Origin of the sequence: Micromonospora sp. CPCC 205546 (assembly GCF_036902715.1) — a bacterium.
GTDB lineage: Bacteria > Actinomycetota > Actinomycetes > Mycobacteriales > Micromonosporaceae > Micromonospora.
On sequence record NZ_JBAKHL010000097.1, the window covers coordinates 1 to 18,066 of the forward strand.

Sequence of the window (18,066 nt, forward strand, 5' to 3'; positions counted from 1 at the left end):
GGCCGGGTCACACCGGCCGGCCGGGCGGGGCCCGGGGCGCCCGGACGTCGGTCCGCGAGGGCGGCGTCCGGGCCGAGTCGCGGGCCACGGCCGGCCGCGCGCCGGGGGCGTCCCGGGGCGCCGAGGGCGTACGCTCCGCGAGCCGGCCCGCCGCGGCCCGGCGTACGGCCGCCGGCACCGTCAAGCGGCTCTCCGCACCCCGCTCCCGGGGCCTCACCGGCCGGGCTACCGTGCTCTTCGCGGTGCTGATCGCGCTCGCCCTGGCCTACACCTATCCGGTGCGCGTCTACCTGGACCAGCAGGCCGACATCGAACGGATGGAGGCATCCCAGGCCGCCCAGCGGCGGGCCATCGAGGAGCTCTCCGAGCGCGCGGCCAAGTGGCAGGACCCGGAATACATCAAGATCCAGGCCAGGGAGCGGTTCTTCATGGGCCCCCCGGGCGAGACGCTGCTGGTGGTGCTCTCCGACCCGGAGGGCGCCGCCCGGGACGCCGGTCCGTCGGCGGCCCCGGCGGCGCCCGTCACCCCCGCCTCCTGGTACGACACCCTCTGGTCGAGCGTGCAGGCCGCCAACGGCGAGCAGTCCGACAACTGAGCAGCACCCGAGCATCGAACGAGGAACCAGCATCGTGACTGTCGTACCACCGCGGGAGCCGGCGGCGGACTCCGTACCCCCGCCCCGGCGTGAAGCGGCCACCGAGGCCGACCTGGCCGCGGTGGCCGCGCAGCTCGGACGCCCGCCCCGGGGCACCCGGGCCGTGGCCCACCGCTGCCCCTGCGGCCTGCCGGACGTGGTGGAGACGACCCCGCGCCTGGCCGACGGCACCCCCTTCCCGACGCTGTTCTACCTGACCTGTCCCCGGGCGACGGCGGCGTGCAGCCGGCTGGAGTCGGCCGGGCTGATGAAGGAGATGGCGGACCGGCTGGCGGCCGACCCGGAGCTGGCCGCGCGCTACCGCGCCGCGCACGAGGATTACCTGGCCCGCCGGGACGCGATCGGCGAGGTGCCTGAGATCGCCGGCATCTCCGCCGGCGGGATGCCCGGCCGGGTGAAGTGCCTGCACGTGCACCTCGGGCACGCGCTCGGGGCCGGGCCGGGGGTGAACCCGTTCGGCGACGAGACGTTGGAGCTGGTGGAGAAGTGGTGGGCGGCCGGGCCCTGCGTGGACGTGCCGGCGGCGGACTGACCATGGCGGGCGCGGACGAGGGCGTGGCGGGGGCCGACGAGATCGTGGTGCGGCGGGCGCGCACCTCGGACGTGCGCGGCATCCGGCGGCTCGTCGACACCTACACCGACGACCGCCGGCTGCTCAGCAAGGCCACCGTGACCCTCTACGAGGACGTGCAGGAGTTCCGGGTCGCGGTCCGCCCCGGCGACGGCGCGGTGGTCGGCTGCGGCGCGCTGCACGTGATGTGGGAGGACCTGGCCGAGATCCGTACGGTGGCCGTCGACCCGTCCTGCCGTGGGCGCCGGCTCGGCCACCGCATCGTCACCGAACTGATCGACGGCGCCCGCGAGCTGGGGGTGGCGCGGATCTTCGTGCTCACCTTCGAGACCCGGTTCTTCGGCGCGTTCGGATTCACCGCGATCGACGGCGCGCCCGTGCCGCAGCCGGTCTACGAGCAGCTGCTGCGCTCCTACGACGAGGGCGTCGCGGAGTTCCTGGATCTGGAGCGGGTCAAGCCGAACACCCTCGGCAACACCCGCATGCTGCTGCGCCTCTGACTCAGCGCCGGCGCGGGTGGGCGGCGAAGAAGTCCCAGACGAGTGCGGTGGCGTCGAGGCCCGCGTCGGGGGCGGCCAGTTCGCCGCCCGGCGCACCGGGCCACGAGTGCCCCATGTCGGGCAGGGAATAGACGGTGACGTCGCTGCCGTCGCCGCACCGTGCGTCGGTACGGGTGACCCGCGGTGCGCCCGCCGGCGGCGCGGCGGGAACCGGTGTGCAGCGCAGCCGCCGCTGCCACGTCCGCACCCCCTCGGTGAAGACCTCGGCGTAGCGGTCCTGCCCGCCGATGAACGTGATCACCGAAACGGGTCGCCGGGGCACGTAGGACTCGGGGGCGGTCCGGGGGCCGCTGTAGCCGCCGCTGACCACGCCGATCGCCGCGAAGAGCCCCTCGGCCTCGACGGCGGCGCGGAAGCTCATGTCCCCGCCGTTCGAGATGCCGGTGAGGTAGACGCGGTCCGGGTCGACCCGCCACGTGCGTACGAGGTGGGCGGTGAGGTCCCTGAGGAAGCCGACGTCGTCGGTCGTCCCGCAGCAGATCAGCGCGTTGAACCCGCCGTTGCGCCCGTCCGGGTACGCGACCAGGAAGTTCTCCCGGTCGGCCACGGCGTCCAGCCCCGCCGTCTTTCGTAGGCGGGCGCCGTTTCCGGGATAGAAGTGCAGGGCGATCACCAGCGCGGTGGGCCGCGCGGGGTCGTAGCCGGGCGGGGCGTGCAGCAGGTAGCTGCGGTCGGTCCCGCCGTGCGCCAGGGTGAGCCGGTGGTCGCCGGGGGCGGGGCGCTCGACGACCCCCGAAGGCGACGTGGCCGGCGTGCCGCGGGGCTGACCCCGGTCCCCGCCACACGCCGTGGCGACGACGGCGAGAACCATCCCCGTCAGCACTGCCACCGTCCGTCGCACGCCCCGCCCCCTCCGTGACCCGGGCTCCACCCTGGATCGCCCCGCTGCACGCTCGCAACCCTTTCGGTCCAGGCCGAAGGGAGGCAGTCTGCTGGCATGCTTCGTCTCCGCCTGGGACCGGCGGACCTGTGCCGGGTCCGCTTCGCCGACCGCCTGCACCCGGTCGGCACCGCCGTGCTGGCCTGCCAGGCGCTGTACGACCCGCAGGCGGCCCGGACGGCGCCGGGCCCCGCCACCGGCGCGGCGACGGCGACGGGCCGGGTCCGCTCCGCCGCCTCCGTGCTGCGGCACCTGCTGCCCCCGCGCGGTCGCCTGCCGGACTTCCTCACCCCGCTGGACGGCCTGGAGTCGGTCGCCGCCGGCCTGGAGGCGATCCGGTCCGCCCCCGTCCGGCGCGTGCGGACCGAGGTTGCCGCCGCGTACGCCGACCTGCCCCGCACGCCGTTGCGCCGAAGGTTCGCCGAGGCCGACGGGGAGACGATGCGCCTGTTCGGCCGGGCCCTGGGCACCTGGCACGACGCGGTGCTCGCGCCGCACTGGGCGGAGCTGACGGACGTGCACCGGCACCAGGTCGCCGAGGCGGCCGGCCACCTCGCGGCGCACGGGTTGGACGGACTGCTGAACACCCTGCATCCGGCGATCCGGTGGGAGGCGCCGACGTTGACGGTGCGTACGTGGTGGAGCGCAACGGTGTCCGGCACCGGTCACGGCCTGCTCCTGCTGCCCTCCCCGCTGGCCGGGCCGCATCCCCGGGTGCTGGTGGAGCCGGGTCGGCCCGTGCTGGTGGTGTATCCCGTGCCGATGCCACGCCGGGTCGGGGCGGGTGCGACCGACCCGCTCGGCCGCCTGCTGGGGGCCACCCGGGCGGCGGTGCTGCGCCGGCTCGCCGGCCCGGGTCGGCACACCACCACGGCGCTTGGCCGGGCCGTCGGGATCAGCGTCTCCTCGGCGTCCGAGCACGCGGGGGCGTTGCGCGCGGCCGGCCTGGTCAGCAGCGTCCGGGACGGCGGGGCGGTGCTGCACCGGCTGACCCCGCTCGGCGCCGAACTGCTCGGCCACGACGACGTCCTGCCGACCACCCGCGCCTGACGTAGGGTTGCTGCCGTGACGACGCGTGTGGCCGCCATCGACTGCGGGACCAATTCGATCCGACTGCTGGTGGCCGACCTGCCCGACGCCTCGGCGGGGCCGCAGGCGCCACTGGTGGACCTGAGCCGGCAGATGGAGATCGTCCGCCTCGGCCAGGGCGTCGACAAGACGGGGCGGCTGGCCCCGGAGGCGATCGAGCGCACCCGGGTCGCGCTGGCCTCCTACGCCACCGAGATCGAGAAGTTGGGCGCGGAGCGGGTGCGGATGTGCGCCACGTCGGCGTCGCGGGACGCCTCCAACGCCGCCGAGTTCCGCGAGATGGTGGAGCGTACCCTCGGGGTCGCGCCCGAGGTGGTGACCGGCGACGAGGAGGCCCGGCTCTCCTTCACCGGCGCGGTGCGCGGGCTGCCCGCCGACGCGCGCGAGCCGTACCTGGTCGTCGACATCGGCGGCGGTTCGACCGAGTTCGTCGTCGGCACCCGCGAGGGCGGCGTCGAGGCGGCCATCTCGATGGACATCGGCTGCGTCCGGATGACGGAGCGGCACCTGCACGGCGACCCGCCGGGGCTGGACGAGGTCGACGCCGCGCAGGCCGACATCGCGGTCGCGGTGGACCGGGCGCTGGCGGCCGTGCCAGGCCGGCAGGCCGCCACGCTGGTCGGGCTCGCCGGGTCGGTCACCACCGTGGTCGCGATCGCCCAGGGCCTGCAGGAATTCGACCCGGCCCGCATCCACCACGCCCGGGTGCCGTACGACGCGGTTGCCGCCGTGACCGCCGACCTGCTCGGCAAGACCAGGGAGCAGCGGCTGGCGATCCCGGTGATGCACCCGGGCCGGGCGGACGTGATCGGGGCCGGTTCCCTGGTGCTCCGGGTGATCATGGAGCGGGCCGGGATGGACTCGGTGGTCGCCTCCGAGCACGACATCCTCGACGGCATCGCCTGGAGCCTACTGCCGGGTACGAACTAGCTGTTCCCACCGGCCGGGGCGGTATGATTTTCATATGGTCACCACGGTCAATCTGCCTGACGGGCTGCACGAGCGGCTCAAGCAGCTCGCCGAGCAGGAGCACCGGTCGATGAACGCCACCATCGTCGTGGCGGTCGAGGAGTACGTCTCGGCGCGCAGCCATCGCGCCCGGGTGCGGGACCTTGCGCGGGAGGTTGCCGAGCGTGACGCCGAATTGCTGCGGCGGCTGGCGGAGTGATCAACTATCTCGAGGTCGACGACCTCGTGGAGATCGCCTCTATCGTGTTGGGTGAAACGCCCCAGGTCCGTGACTTCGGTCTGCTCTCGTCCGCGGTGGTCCGCCCGGCCACCGTGGCATTCGGCCAGGAGGCCTACACCGATCTCTGGAGCAAGGCCGCCGCGCTGCTCCACTCGATCTGCATGAACCACGCGCTGACCGATGGGAACAAGCGTCTCGCCTGGGCGGCGGCGCGGGTATTCCTCGCCCTCAACGAGGTGCCGATCAAGGAAGTCGACGTCGACCAGGCCGAAGCTCTCGTGATGTCGGTGGCCGGCGGCACGCTGACGGAGGTCTCCGACATCGCCCGCGAGCTTCGCAAGGTCTACGTCTGATCCGTCCGCTCGGATCCTGTCGCAGCTGCCGGATGGCATCGCCTGGTCGCTGGCTTGACGCTCGGGGCCGCGCGGGTACGTTCTCGCCATGCTCACCGATCCCGATCAGCTGTTGCCTCGTCCGGTGCTGTGCGTGCTCGGCGCCGGCTTGGACTTCGACACCGTGGGCAGGCTCGCGGCCGAGGCGGGAGCCACGGCTGGCTTCGCGCTCGACGACGAGTACTCCGAACACGGGCACGACCCGCGGATGTCCTACGCGTTCGAGGCGAGCCTGGCCGGGGCCAGCTTCACCGACGCCGACTGGGCGGCGGTGGCGGCCCACGACAGCGTCGCGTACGTGCTGTCCCGGCCCCTGCGGGCGTTCACGATGCCGCCGGAGCTGCTGCGGCCGACGCTGCTGGGGGTGTCGCGCGCGGCGCTGGCCGTGTCGGCCGCGCTCCTGCGCGCCGGCGCCACCGCCGTGAAGAACGAGAGCAACGGTGTCGCGCACGGCCGGGACCGGTGGCTCCGTCTGGCCGACGAGGCGGCGGCCGCGACGACGGACGCGGAACTGGCCGGTGTGCTGTACCGCGCCACGGTCAAGCGACCGATCCGCGGCGGCGAGGTGCTGTACAGCTGCGGCATGCACCTGCTCGGCGCGCCCGACGTGGAACTCGAGGCCACCCCGGCCGCCGGCGGCGGGGTCGAGGACCGCGTCACCCTGATGGACACGCTGGCGCTCTATCTCCTGACCGACGAGCGGGCGACGAAGATGGCCGACGGCGAGGGGTTCCGACTCACCGCCGACTCCCCGCGTTGGCGGCTGGAGCACCGCCCGGACGACCGCCACGAGACCGACGATCTCTTCCACAACCCGCTCGGCTACTGGCGCCTGACACCCGCCTGAACCGCAGCCGTCCGGACGCCAGGCCCGGCGTGGCAGAGCCCGACAGGGCGTCCGTCAGCTCGAACGACGCGAGATCTCGAACCACCACCCGCCTGCGCCCGGCCGTACCCCCGCACGACGTGGCGCGCCGCGCGGCCTCACCCGCGCGGCGCGTTCCTTTGACGGTACTTCGCATTGCGTACTAGTGTGCATTGCGTGGACACCACACAACTGCTGAAGGGCGTACTGGATCTCGCGGTCCTCGCCGTGCTCCGGGAGGAGGACGGCTACGGCTACGACATCCTGCGCCGGCTGCGCGAGGCCGGGCTGGAGGAGGTCGGCGACGCCTCCGTCTACGGCACCCTGCGCCGGCTCTTCGCCGCCGGCCTGCTGACCACCTACGTCGTGCCGAGCGAGTCCGGCCCGCACCGCAAGTACTACTCCCTCAACGCCGCCGGGCGGGACCAACTCGCGCGCTCCGGCAAGCTCTGGCGCTCGTTCGCCACCACCATGGACGCACTGCTCGACGATCGGGGGATGGCGGCATGACCGTCACTGAGCAGGAGATCGCGGACTACGCCGCACGGGTCCGGGCCGCGCTGGCCGACCTGCCGCCGGCACACCGCGACGAGTTGACCGAGGATCTGCCGGAGCACCTCGCCGAGGTCGCCGCCGAGGCCGGCGGCTCGCTGGTCGACCGGCTCGGCGAGCCCGAGGCGTACGCGGCCGAGCTGCGCGCCGCCGCCGGGGTCGCCGCCACCGGCGCCGGCGGGCGGCGCCTGGACCGTCGCCTCGGTGCCGTCGTGGACCGGTTCCGCGCGCGGGCCCACCGCTGGGACGTCCAGCTCGGACCACCCCTCGGGTACGCCACCGCGAGCGAGTTCCTCCGGCTGCTCCGGCCGGCCTGGTGGGTGCTGCGCGGCTACCTGGCCGCCATGCTCGTCACGGTGGTCACCACCGGCGACACGTTCGGCGTGCTGCCCGAGCTCAACGGCAGCACGCTGGCCGGGCTGGTGCTGCTCGCCGGCAGCGTGCTCGCCTCGATCTGGCTCGGCCACCACACGCCGGGCCTGACCCGGCCGAAGCGGCGGATGCTGCACGTCGGCACGGCGGTGCTGGTGATCTTCGGGCTGGTCGGCCTGGCGGACATGAACGGACGCGTCGGCAGCGGCGACCTCGGCTACGAGCAGATCTCGATCGACGGCCGCTACGAGCACATCCGGGACGTCTTCGTCTACGACCGCGAGGGCCGGCTGGTGGAGAACGCCCGGCTCTTCGACCAGAACGGCGACCCGATCCGGCTCGGCCACCCGACCTGCCTGGCTGACTTGTCCGTGAACGGGACCGGCAACCCCCTGCTGTTCACGTACCCGTACTGCCCGCAGCAGGCGCCGTTCGCGCCCCGCGTGCCGGCCGGTTCCGAGCCATGGACGGGCGTGCCGCCGTTGCCGGCGCCCACCTCGGGCACGCCGGCCGAGTCCGCGCCCGCCCCGGGCGGCACCCCGAGCCCCGGATCCACACCGACGGATACGCCGACGACGGCGCCGTCCGCCACGCCGGCCCCGAGTCGGACGTGAAGCGCGTCATGTCGTGAAGCTGGGAAATAGCTGAACGGATGAGTCCAGCGGGGCAACGGCTGTCGGCCCCGGTCGCTACGGTGTCGTCTGCTCACTCACCCCCCGGAAGGAAAACGCGTGTCAGAGCAGGTCGCACCGCCCCCCGCGTCGGACGCCGCCCAGCCCCCGTCGGCCGTCCAGGCGCCACCCCCGGCGGAGCCCCAGGCCGAGAAGTCCGGTTCCAAGAAGCTGCTCGGCATCGTGGGCGCGATCGTCGTGTTCCTGGTCGTCGCGGGCCTCAAGTTCGGCATCGGCTCGGCGATCGGCAACTTCTTCAACAAGGACGAGACCGCCGAGGCCAAGGTCGGCGACTGCATCGCCGAACTGCCCGAGGTGACCGGCACCAAGGAGGAGAAGGTCGACGGCGCGAAGGTCGTCGAGTGCACCTCCACCGACGCCGCCTACAACGTGGTCGGCCGTGTCGACGGGCAGACCCAGGAGCAGGCCCGCTCTCCCGAGGCGTGCGGGCCGTACATCAAGGAGGGCCAGGAGGGCTACCTCTTCTACAGCATCGAGCCGGGCAAGACCGGCTACCTGCTGTGCCTGACGAAGAAGGCCTGATCCTCCGGCAGCACAGGACCGCACAACGTGGGGCGGAGCACGCGCCGGCCGCCCGCGCGCGGGCCCGCCCCCCGCGGGCGGGCCCCACCCCCCCCCCCCCTCCGCCGTCCGTGGGTACGGGCGGCGAACAGGAGGTGAAGGCCACTGCCCCGGCGTCTTCCCCGGGGCGCTCACGGCGTGGCAGGCTACCGACACGTAGCAACACTGTGCGACCAGCCAACGATGACTGACCGCTAGGAGGACAGCCGATGGGCGAGATGGTGAGCTACCGCGCCAACGGGGGGACGGGCGAGGGGTATCTCGCGATACCCTCCGGCGGTGCGACCAGCCCCGCGGTCATCGTCATCCAGGACTGGTGGGGCCTGGTGCCGCACGTCCGGTCGGTCGTGGACCGCTTCGCCGAGGCCGGTTTCGTCGCCCTCGCCCCGGACTTCCGCCACGGCGGCCCGGCCAGCAAGCCGAGCGAGCCCCGCCAGATGCTGAACAGCGCGCAGATGGACGAGGCGGCGGCCGACATCGCCGGCGCGGCGGGCTATCTCACCGGGCGGCCCGAGGTCGCCGGCAAGGTGGGCTGCGCGGGCTTCTGCGCCGGGGCGAGCCTGGCCCTCTGGGCCGCGACCCGCTCCGAGCGGATCGTCGCCACCGCCGCCTTCTATCCCCGGCTGCCCTGGGACGGGATGCACCCCGAGTGGCCCGACTACGCGGGCAAGGCGGCGCTCATCCACTGCTCCGAAGAGGACGGCACCTCCGCCGCCGACGGCGTACGCACCGTCCGTCGCGCCATCGAGACCTCCGGCGGCACCTGCCAGACCTACGACTACCCCGGCACCTCGCACGCCTTCTTCAACGAGGACCGGCCGGAGAACTTCGACCAGCGCGCCGCCGCCACCGCCTGGGCCCGCACCCTCGAACTCTTCCGGGCCAAGCTTGGCTGAGCCCCGTACGCCCGACGAGGTCCTCGGCCGCGCCGCGCGCGCGACCGACCTGGCCGACCTCGACGCCGCCGTCAGCGACTGCTTCGCCTGCCCGCGACTGGTGCGGTGGCGCGAGGAGGTGGCCCGCGTCCGCCGGGCGGCCTTCCGGGACCAGGAGTACTGGGGTCGCCCGGTGCCCGGTCTCGGCGTCCCCGACGCGCGCATCGCCATTCTCGGCCTGGCGCCCGCCGCGCACGGCGGCAACCGCACGGGCCGGATCTTCACCGGCGACCGCTCCGGCGACGTGCTGTTCGCCGCGCTGCACCGGGCCGGGCTGGCCAACCAGCCGACCAGCGTCGCCGCCGACGACGGGCTGACCCTGCGCGACCTGCGGATCTTCTCCGCCGTGCGCTGCGCGCCGCCGGACAACAAGCCCACCCCCGACGAGCGGGACACGTGCGCGCCGTGGCTGCACCGCGAGGTGGCGCTGATCCGGCCCACCCTGCGCGTCGTGGTCGCGCTGGGCGCGTTCGCCTGGGCCTCGTGGTGGCCGGTGCTGCGCCAGGTGTACGGTCTGCGCCCGCCCAGCCCGCGACCGGCGTTCGGCCATGGGGCACACTGGTCCGGCACGGGCGCACCGGAGCTGCTCGGCTGCTACCACGTCAGCCAGCAGAACACCTTCACCGGGCGGCTGACACCAGGGATGCTGGACGACGTGTTCACCCGGGCGAAGCAACTGGCCGGGGTGGACTGAGGCGTGGGGGCGGTGGCGATGACGGACGCGACGCGTCGGCCCGTGCGCCCCGCCCCGGTGGCCCGGAGGTAGCCCTCGATGGAACTCAGCGTCCTGCGCAGGTGGTGGCCGGTCGCGGCGGTGGTGCTCCTGCTGGCCGTCGCCGCGCTGTCGTCCGCACACTCGTCGATCGGCGCCAGCCGGATCCCGCCCGCCGCCGACAACATCCCCTACATCCCGGAATACCCGACCGCCGAGCCGGTCCCCTCGATCCCCGTCGAGCCGCGGGACACCGCCGAGACCACCGGGACGCGGATCCCGGGATGGATCGTCACCGCCGTCCTCGTGCTGCTCGGGTCGGCCCTGCTCGCCGCGTTCGGCTACCTCGCCTGGACGTTGGCCCGGGGCGTGATGCGGCGTACCACCCGGGCGTTGCCGGCCCGGCCCCGGCGTACGCCCGAGGGCACCGCCCGCGAGGTGGCCGCCGCCCTCGACGCCGGCCTGGAGGAGCTGGACGACCGGGACACCGACCCCCGCACGGCGGTGATCGCCTGCTGGGTGCGCCTGGAGCAGGCCGCCGCCGGGGCCGGCGTGCCCCGGCTGGCCGGCGACACCCCCACCGACCTGGTCACCCGCCTGCTGCGCGGCGACGCGTCGGCGGGCGTCCCGGCGATCGCCAGCGCCGACGTGCTGGCCGAGTTCGCCCACGTCTACCGCGAGGCCCGGTACGCCACCCGGGAGGTCGACGAGCGCACCCGCGACCAGGCGCGGGCCGCGCTGCGCCGGCTGCGCGGCGAACTCACCGCCGTGGTGGCCGACGGGGCGGAGGTGCCCGGGTGAGCAGCACCAGCATCGACGACCTGCTCAGCTTCGAGCCGGAGCGGCCCCAGCGGGACGAGCCGGAGCGGCGCGGCCGGGCCGGGCAGGTGCTGCGCGCCCTGGCCGGCATGGCGGCGGTGGTCGTCGTGCTGCTCGCGGGGCTGCGCGCGGTCGGCCTGCGGGTCCCGCTGCTGATCCTGGTCGCCGGGGTGCTCGCGCTGTTCGCGGTGCGCCGGATCGTCGCCTCGCTGGCGTCCTCGCCGCCCCCGGCCGGGTCCCGGTCCGCCGTCCCGCGCGACGACGACGGCACCTGGAACTGGGGCGCCCGCGACGCGCTGCGTACCGCGATCAACGGCTGGGAGCGGCCGCTGGACTGGTCGTCCACCCGGCCCGAACGCTTCACCGAGGTGATCCTGCCCCGGCTCGGTGAACTGGCCGACGAACGGCTGCGCCAGCGCCACGGCGTGACCCGAGAGTCCGATCCGGCCCGGGCCCGGGCCCTGCTGGGCGACCGGCTGTGGACCTTCCTGGAGACCCCGCCTCGCCGCACCCCGTCGCCGCGCGACCTCGCGGCGATCGTCGCCGAACTGGAGAAACTGTGATGAACGACGTGGACCGCAGCATGCCCGCCGCCGAGGTCGGCCACCTCGCCCGGTCGGTGCTGGAGGCGGTCGGTCAGGTCGTGGTGGGCAAGCGGGACGCGCTGGAGCTGGTCCTCGCCGGGATCCTGGCCGGCGGGCACGTGCTGCTGGAGGACCTGCCGGGCCTCGGCAAGACGCTGACCGCGCGGTCCTTCGCGCAGGCGCTCGGGCTGGACTTCCGCCGGCTGCAGTTCACCCCGGACCTGCTTCCGGCCGACGTCACCGGCTCGTTCCTGTACGACCAGCGCAGCGGCGACTTCGCGTTCCGGGCCGGGCCGGTCTTCACCAACCTGCTGCTCGCCGACGAGATCAACCGGACCCCGCCGAAGACCCAGTCGGCCCTGCTGGAGGCGATGCAGGAGAAGCAGGTCTCGGTGGAGGGCGTGACGTACAAGCTGGACGAGCCGTTCCACGTGCTGGCCACCGCCAACCCCATCGAGTACGAGGGCACCTACCCGCTGCCGGAGGCGCAGCTCGACCGGTTCCTGCTCCGCGTCTCCTTCGGCTATCCCGAGCCCGAGGAGGAGTGGGAGGTGCTGCGCCGGCGGATGGCCCGCCGCCGCGAGGAGGCGGAGATCAAGCCGGTGGTCGACGCCGGGACGCTGCGCGCCATGCAGGCCGCGCTCGAGGACGTGGTCGTGGAGGACTCCATCGGCCGCTACATCGTCGCCCTGACGGCCGCCACCCGCGAGCACCCGTCGGTGCTGGTCGGCGCCTCGCCGCGCGGCTCGCTGGCGCTGCTGCTGCTGTCGCGCGTACGGGCCGTCATGGCCGGGCGCGACTACGTGGTGCCGGAGGACGTCAAGGAGGTCGCGGCCCCCGCCCTGGCCCACCGGATCACGCTGCGCCCGGAGATGTGGCTGCGCCGCGTCGACCCGTCCTTCGTGGTCGGCGAGGTCCTGGAGGCGACCCCGGCACCCGCCAGCGGCGCGCTGCCCAGCTACGCCGCCGGCCACGGGCACTGATGGTCGCGCCCCCCGTGCCGCCCCGGGCCGAGTCGTCGGGGCCGCAGCCCGCGACCGGCTGGGTGCCCACCGGGGCGCTCGGTCGGGCGGTGCTCCTCACCGGGCTGCTGCTGATCGCCGGGGTGCTGCTCGGCCGGGTCGACCTGGTCGTGCTGGCCGCCCCGTTCGCGCTCGGCACCGCGTACGCGCTGCGCCGCCGGCCGGCCGCCCTGCCGCAGGTCTGGATCTCCGCCGACGAGGGCCACCTGGTCGAGGGCGGCGAGCTGACCGGCACGGTCACCGTCGGCAACCCCGACCAGCTCGACTACGACGTGGCGGTGGTGCGCAGCCGGGTCTCGCCGTGGCTGCGCGTCGAGCGGGCGACGATCGCCGGGGCCACGGCGGCGTCCGCCCCCCGTTCGGTGTCCGCCCCGTCCGTCGCCGAGCGGCCCTTCGTGACGGCCGTCCCCACGGCCACGGCCGTGGACCTGGAGCTGACCGGCACCGCGCTGCGCTGGGGCCGGCACCCCATCGGCCCGGCGGGCGCCCGGGTCGCCGTCGCACAGGGCCTGCTGGTCTCCCGCGCCGTGATCGCCGAGCCGTCCCGGCTGCGGGTCTACCCGAAGACCGAGCCGTTCGACGCGGTCGAGGCGATGCCCCGGGCCGCCGGCCTGGTCGGCGCGCACCACTCGCGCCGGCCCGGCGAGGGCGGCGAGCTGGCCGGCGTACGGGTCTTCGCACCCGGGGACCGGCTGCGCCGGATCGACTGGCGGGTCTCGCTGCGCGCCCGGCAGCTGCACGTGGCGGCCACCCTCTCCGACCGCGACGCCGAGGTGGTGGTGCTGCTCGACGTGCTCGCCGAGGCCGGCCGCTCCGGGGGCGTCTCCGGTGCGGCCTCCGTGCTGGACACCACCGTCCGGGCCGCCGCCGCGATCGCCGAGCACTACCTGCACCGCGGCGACCGGGTGTCGATGCTCGAGTACGGCCCGGCGGCGCGCCGGCTGCGCCCCGCCACCGGCCGCCGGCAGTACCTGACGGTCCTGGAGTGGCTGCTGGAGGTGCGGGCCGAGTCCTCCCCGCACGAGCCGTACGACCAGGTGTTCGGCCCGCAGTTGCTGTCGGCGGACGCGCTGGTGGTGGTCCTCACCCCGCTGCTCGACGAGCGCTCGGCGCAGATGCTGGCCCGGCTGGCCCGCTCCGGGCGGTTCGTGGTCGCGGTGGACACGCTGCCGGCCGACCTCGCCCCGCCGAAGGACCGGGGCTGGGCCGAGGTGGCGTACCGGCTGTGGCGGCTGGACCGGGACACGATGATCGGACAGCTGCGGGAGCACGGTGTGCCGGTGGTGGGCTGGGCCGGCGCGGGAAGCCTCGACCAGGTGCTGCGGGACGTGGCCCGCCTGGCGACCGCCCCGAGGGTGAACAACCGGTGAGCGCGAGGAATGCAGCGCGGCGGAGTCCCGCAGTCGCGAACGAAAGGCGGCACCGGTGAGCGCGAGGAATGCAGCGCAGCGGAGTCCCGCAGTCGCGAACGAAGGGCGGCACCGGTGAGCGCGAGGAATGCAGCGCAGCGGAGTCCCGCAGTCGCGAACGAAGGGCGGCACCGGTGAGCGCGAGGAATGCAGCGCAGCGGAGTCCCGCAGTCGCGAACGAAAGGCGGCACAGTTGAACGCCGTCGCCGAACGGGTCCGGGCCCTGCGCCACGCCGCCACCCGGATCAGCCTGACGCCGCTGCTGGTGCGCGCCGGCGTCTTCCTGACCGCGCTGGTCGGACTCGTGTTGGCGTACCCGTCGCAGGTGCTCCTCGGGCAGCCGTTGCTCGCCCTCGTGGCGGTGGCGGTGCTGCCGGCGGTCGCGCCGCGCCGGGTCTGGCCGACGTTCGCGGCGCTGGTCACGGTCGGCGGCTGGCTCGTCGCCACCGACGGCTACCACCGGCCGATCGCCCTCTGGCGGCTGCTCGCCGTGGCGGCGGTCCTCTACCTCACCCACACCCTCTGCGCGTTGGCCGCCGTGCTGCCGTACGACGCGGTGGTGGACCCCGACCTGATCGTGCGCTGGCTGGCCCGGGCCGGCGCGGTGCTGCTGGCCACGTTCGTCCTCGGTGTGCTGTTGGTCGAGGTCGGCGGGCTGGGAGGTGATGCCGGACACCAGGCGGCGACGGTTGCCGGCCTGTTCGCGGCGGTGGCGGTGGCGGCGTTGCTCGGGTGGCTGCTGCGCCGCAGGTGACGACCCCTTTCGGGGGAAGTCGTGCAGGTCACAGCGGTTGTGCTCCGTCACAGAGAAGGGGCGCGAGCGGGATTAGCCGTGGTACGCGGGGAAAGATAGATGACGTGAACCCGAAGCGGATCCTTGTGGTGGGTGCCGGGCACGTCGGTCTCTACGCGGCCCTGCGCCTGTCGAAGAAGCTCAGCTCCCGTGAGGCCGAGGTCGTCGTGGTGGACCCTCAGCCCCACATGACCTACCAGCCGTTCCTGCCGGAGGCGGCGGCCGGCAACATCTCGCCCCGGCACTCCGTGGTGCCGCTGCGGCGGGAGTTGCGGCGGTGCAAGGTGGTGGCGGGCGCGGTGACGCGGATCGACCACGCCCGCAAGACCGCACTGGTGCAGCCGATCAGCGGCCCCACCCGGGAGATCCCGTACGACCACGTCGTCGTCGCCCCCGGCTCGGTGTCGCGGACGCTGCCGATTCCCGGCCTGCACGAGCACGGCATCGGCTTCAAGACCATCGGCGAGGCCATCTACCTGCGCAACCACGTGCTGGACCGGCTCGACGTGGCTGCCGCCACGCCCGATCCGGCTGTCCGCCGGTCGGCGCTGACGTTCACCTTCGTGGGCGGCGGCTACGCCGGCATCGAGGCGCTCGCCGAGATGGAGGACATGGCCCGGGACGCCCTGAAGTACTACCCGGAGCTCAAGCCGGAGGACATGCGCTGGGTGCTGGTCGAGGCGACCCAGCGGGTGCTGCCGGAGGTCGACCGGGACATGGGCGCCTACACGGTGCAGCAGCTGCTCAAGCGGAACATGGACATCAGGCTGGACACCCGGCTGGAGTCCTGCCTCGACGGGGTCGTGAAGCTCTCCGACGGCGACAGCTTCCGTTCCGACACGATCGTCTGGACGGCCGGCGTGAAGCCGTCGCCGATGCTGGACGCGACGGACTTCCCCCGCGACGAGCGGCGGCGGGTCACCTGCCTGCCGACCCTCCAGGTGGTCGACGGCGACCGGGTGGTCGAGGGCGCCTGGAGTGCCGGTGACTGCGCGGCGGTGCCGGACCTGACCAAGGAGCCCGGCAACTACTGCTCGCCGAGCGCCCAGCACGCCGTCCGGCAGGCCGCCCGGATGGCCGACAACATCGTCAACGTCGTACGCGGCCGGGAGCCGGTGGAGTACAAGCACAAGCACGCGGGCAGCGTCGCCAGCCTCGGCCTGCACAAGGGCGTGGCCCAGGTCTACGGGATCAAGATGACCGGCTGGCCGGCGTGGTTCATGCACCGGACGTACCACATGAGCCGGATCCCGTCGCTCAACCGCAAGGTCCGGGTCGTGGTCGACTGGACGCTGGCGTTCTTCCTCAAGCGTGAGGTGGTCGCCCTCGGCCAGCTGCACGATCCGCGCGAGGAGTTCGCCGAGGCCTCCCAGCCGGTCGGCGCCGGCCGGCTCTGACCGGGCACGCGAAGCCCTCTCCGTCCCCGGGCGGAGGGGGCTTCGCGCACTCCGGGCCGGGCCGGGCTCGACCGTGCGGTCAGACGCGCCAGGTCCAGGCGTCGGCGATCCGGGTGGCGGGCCCGTAGAGCTGCTCCAGCGTGGCGCGCAGGCTGTCGGCGTGCGGGGTGCCGTCGGCCAGCGCCACACAGGAGGCGTCCCAGAAGTCCGCGTCCCGCGCGGCCTGCCGGCGGTGCCCGTCGTCGACGACCGGTTGCCCGCCGCGCCTGGCGACGTCGGCCAGCAGGGCGGAGGTGGGCCGTGCGTAGGTGCCCATCGCGGCCGTGCCGCCCCGCCCGTACGGTCCGATGAAGAAGCCCTCCGGCATGCCGAACGCCGCGTCGGTGGCGGTCGCCCACCGCATCGGCCACGGCTGTTTGGGCGTGGCGAGCGGCACGGGCACCAGCACCCCGCCCGGCTCGACGCACTGCCGCCAGTGCCCACCGGTGACGAACTCGGGCAGCGGGGGGCGCTCGGCGGTGGGCAGCGGGGTCGGCAGCAGCGGCAGCAGCGCCAGGCCGACGGCCGCCGGCACCAGGCGGCGGGCCCGGCCGGTGCCGCGCAAGGCCCGGTCGACCGCCAGCACCAGCAGCGTGGCGACCAGCGGCAGCACCGCGAGGGCGAACCGCATCGGCAGCGCGCCGTCCACCACGGGCAGGCCGGAGAGCAGAGCGTACGGGCCCGGCACGGCGGTGCGTTCGCCGTCGACGACCACCCGGGGGCCGAGCGACAGCGCCCCCGTCACCAGCGTGCCGACCACGCACGCGACGACCAGGGGGCGGCGGCCCAGCCAGAGCGCGCAAACGGCGGCGGCCAGCAGCAGCGGCAGCCCGAGGAAGGTGTTGTACTCGGCCGGCCCGGTGGTCAGCCGGGCGGCTGCGTCGTCGCCCGCGAGCGACAGCGGCGAGACGGTCCACCAGCTGCGCAGGTCCGCGGAGAAGTAGTGCGGGCTGAACATGCCGTCCGCGACGCCCTGGGGGCCGGCGAACTGGAACCACAGCGGCCAGGCCAGCACGAGCAGGGCCAGCCCGGCGGCGAGCAGCATCCCGGCGGCGAAGCCGGGCAGGGCGCGGCGGGCGAGGTTCCGGTCCGCCAGCGCGTAGGCGACCGCCATCACCAGCAGCGTGACCGCGCAGAGGAAGAGCACCTCCTCGCCGACGAAGACCTGTGCCGTGACCGCCGCCGCCAGGCCGACGGCCGAGCTGACCACGCGCCGGTGGTCGGGCCGTCCGTCGAGGGTTGCCGCCGGGTCGGCGGCCCGCAGCAGACGGACCACGAGCCAGACGATCACCGGTACCAGCCACTGCGCGGTCATGTGCAGGTGGCTGTTGGTCTGCGAGACCATCCCCGGGCCGAATCCGCAGAGCGCCGCCCCGAGCGCGGCGGCGACCCGGCGGGCGCGCAGGACCCTGGTGAAGAGCAGGTACCAGGCGACCGCCGTGCCGGCCAGGTTCGCCAGGGCGAGCAGGGCGAAGGTGACCGGCGCGCCGAGCAGCAGGGTGACCGGGGCGAGCAGCACGCCGAGCGCGATGACCGTGGTGTTGGTCATCAGGTTGACCCCGTCCGGCGCGTTGAGCCGCCGGGTGAGCAGGTCGAAGTCGCCGAACAGTGCCCGCGAGTCGACGGCGAGGAACCACTCGTAGAGGGCCTGGTCCTCCGGGTTGAGTGCCAGGACGCGGGCCGCCGGGTCGGGCCAGAGCCCGTGGGTGAGCCAGCCGGCCAGCGCCACGAAGACCAGCGCCACGGCGACGTCCGCCCGGCGCCGGTGCACGGCGGTCAGCAGGCGCGCCGGCCGGAGCCGGCGGGCGGGCCGCTCGGCGGCGAGGACAGCCTGGTCAGGGACGGCGTCGGGGGCCGTGGGGGCTGCGCTGCTCACGGTCTCGACCCTAGGGCCTGTGTCGAAGTCGGCGGTGGTGCCTGAGCTGGCGTGACCGCTCGGCGTGTCGAAGATCGAAAATGGGTGAGGTCTCCGGTAGA

General features: G+C 74.4%; 21 protein-coding genes. 19 read left to right on the forward strand and 2 right to left on the reverse strand.

Translation table 11 applies throughout. The annotated features are described in order from the left end of the window. The 3 genes from V6U77_RS27545 to V6U77_RS27555 form a co-directional block, all read left to right on the forward strand. Nucleotides 1-596, forward strand: a 596-nt coding sequence (locus tag V6U77_RS27545) for an FtsB family cell division protein (protein WP_334609657.1), incomplete at its 5' end; no start/stop codon positions are given. 34 nt (nt 597-630) lie between these two features. Then, entirely contained in the window at nt 631-1,188 is a 558-nt protein-coding gene (locus V6U77_RS27550; RefSeq protein WP_334609658.1) for a DUF501 domain-containing protein, read from the forward strand. Between the two features lie 2 nt (nt 1,189-1,190). Beyond that, nucleotides 1,191-1,727 carry an amino-acid N-acetyltransferase gene (locus V6U77_RS27555; protein WP_334609659.1) on the forward strand — a complete coding sequence of 179 codons (537 nt, stop codon included), beginning with the start codon at nt 1,191-1,193 and terminating at the stop codon, nt 1,725-1,727. Between the two features lies 1 nt (nt 1,728). On the opposite strand, the gene V6U77_RS27560 is transcribed toward V6U77_RS27555, so the two are convergent. After that, on the reverse strand, nt 1,729-2,628 hold the full coding sequence (locus tag V6U77_RS27560) for an alpha/beta hydrolase family esterase (RefSeq protein WP_334609660.1): 900 nt from the start codon (nt 2,626-2,628) through the stop codon (nt 1,729-1,731). Nucleotides 2,629-2,724: 96 nt separating this feature from the next. Here V6U77_RS27560 and V6U77_RS27565 point away from each other — a divergent pair, with 96 nt between their 5' ends. The 16 genes from V6U77_RS27565 (at nt 2,725) to V6U77_RS27640 (ending at nt 16,050) form a co-directional block, all read left to right on the forward strand. Continuing rightward, entirely contained in the window at nt 2,725-3,717 is a 993-nt protein-coding gene (locus V6U77_RS27565; protein WP_334609661.1) for an ArsR/SmtB family transcription factor, read from the forward strand. Nucleotides 3,718-3,744: 27 nt separating this feature from the next. Then, nucleotides 3,745-4,686 carry a Ppx/GppA phosphatase family protein gene (locus V6U77_RS27570; protein WP_334609676.1) on the forward strand — a complete coding sequence of 314 codons (942 nt, stop codon included), beginning with the start codon at nt 3,745-3,747 and terminating at the stop codon, nt 4,684-4,686. A gap of 34 nt (nt 4,687-4,720) precedes the next feature. Beyond that, entirely contained in the window at nt 4,721-4,924 is a 204-nt protein-coding gene (locus V6U77_RS27575; protein ID WP_073824963.1) for a ribbon-helix-helix domain-containing protein, read from the forward strand. Continuing rightward, a complete protein-coding gene (locus V6U77_RS27580) occupies nt 4,921-5,298 on the forward strand; it encodes a type II toxin-antitoxin system death-on-curing family toxin (protein WP_334609662.1) in 378 nt (125 codons plus the stop codon). The genes V6U77_RS27575 and V6U77_RS27580 overlap by 4 nt, the downstream gene beginning before the upstream one ends. Nucleotides 5,299-5,386: 88 nt before the next feature. Beyond that, entirely contained in the window at nt 5,387-6,184 is a 798-nt protein-coding gene (locus V6U77_RS27585; RefSeq protein ID WP_334609663.1) for a hypothetical protein, read from the forward strand. A 195-nt stretch (nt 6,185-6,379) separates the two neighbouring features. Next, nucleotides 6,380-6,712 (forward strand): PadR family transcriptional regulator, encoded by a 333-nt coding sequence (locus V6U77_RS27590; RefSeq protein ID WP_334609664.1) that lies wholly within the window; start codon nt 6,380-6,382, stop codon nt 6,710-6,712. Further along, on the forward strand, nt 6,709-7,740 hold the full coding sequence (locus V6U77_RS27595) for an HAAS signaling domain-containing protein (RefSeq protein ID WP_334609665.1): 1,032 nt from the start codon (nt 6,709-6,711) through the stop codon (nt 7,738-7,740). The genes V6U77_RS27590 and V6U77_RS27595 overlap by 4 nt, the downstream gene beginning before the upstream one ends. Nucleotides 7,741-7,857: 117 nt before the next feature. Then, a complete protein-coding gene (locus V6U77_RS27600; RefSeq protein ID WP_442934526.1) occupies nt 7,858-8,340 on the forward strand; it encodes an LppU/SCO3897 family protein in 483 nt (160 codons plus the stop codon). A 248-nt stretch (nt 8,341-8,588) separates the two neighbouring features. After that, the gene (locus V6U77_RS27605; RefSeq protein WP_334609666.1) at nt 8,589-9,275 is read left to right on the forward strand and encodes a dienelactone hydrolase family protein; all 687 of its coding nucleotides are present in this window, start codon (nt 8,589-8,591) and stop codon (nt 9,273-9,275) included. Then, nucleotides 9,268-10,008: a uracil-DNA glycosylase gene (locus V6U77_RS27610; RefSeq protein WP_334609667.1), complete on the forward strand. Its 741-nt coding sequence runs from the start codon at nt 9,268-9,270 to the stop codon at nt 10,006-10,008. Before V6U77_RS27605 ends, V6U77_RS27610 begins: the two co-directional genes overlap by 8 nt. Nucleotides 10,009-10,086: 78 nt before the next feature. Further along, on the forward strand, nt 10,087-10,827 hold the full coding sequence (locus tag V6U77_RS27615; protein WP_334609668.1) for a DUF4129 domain-containing protein: 741 nt from the start codon (nt 10,087-10,089) through the stop codon (nt 10,825-10,827). Continuing rightward, nucleotides 10,824-11,408 carry a hypothetical protein gene (locus V6U77_RS27620; RefSeq protein ID WP_334609669.1) on the forward strand — a complete coding sequence of 195 codons (585 nt, stop codon included), beginning with the start codon at nt 10,824-10,826 and terminating at the stop codon, nt 11,406-11,408. Before V6U77_RS27615 ends, V6U77_RS27620 begins: the two co-directional genes overlap by 4 nt. Continuing rightward, entirely contained in the window at nt 11,408-12,412 is a 1,005-nt protein-coding gene (locus tag V6U77_RS27625; RefSeq protein ID WP_334609670.1) for an AAA family ATPase, read from the forward strand. The genes V6U77_RS27620 and V6U77_RS27625 overlap by 1 nt, the downstream gene beginning before the upstream one ends. Continuing rightward, nucleotides 12,412-13,821 (forward strand): DUF58 domain-containing protein, encoded by a 1,410-nt coding sequence (locus V6U77_RS27630; protein WP_334609671.1) that lies wholly within the window; start codon nt 12,412-12,414, stop codon nt 13,819-13,821. Before V6U77_RS27625 ends, V6U77_RS27630 begins: the two co-directional genes overlap by 1 nt. 232 nt (nt 13,822-14,053) lie before the next feature. After that, the gene (locus tag V6U77_RS27635; RefSeq protein ID WP_334609672.1) at nt 14,054-14,614 is read left to right on the forward strand and encodes a hypothetical protein; all 561 of its coding nucleotides are present in this window, start codon (nt 14,054-14,056) and stop codon (nt 14,612-14,614) included. A gap of 104 nt (nt 14,615-14,718) precedes the next feature. Then, nucleotides 14,719-16,050 (forward strand): NAD(P)/FAD-dependent oxidoreductase, encoded by a 1,332-nt coding sequence (locus V6U77_RS27640; protein ID WP_334609673.1) that lies wholly within the window; start codon nt 14,719-14,721, stop codon nt 16,048-16,050. Between the two features lie 79 nt (nt 16,051-16,129). Here the strand turns inward: V6U77_RS27640 and V6U77_RS27645 are convergent, their stop codons facing one another. Further along, the gene (locus tag V6U77_RS27645; RefSeq protein WP_334609675.1) at nt 16,130-17,965 is read right to left on the reverse strand and encodes a hypothetical protein; all 1,836 of its coding nucleotides are present in this window, start codon (nt 17,963-17,965) and stop codon (nt 16,130-16,132) included. Nucleotides 17,966-18,066: the final 101 nt, after the last annotated feature.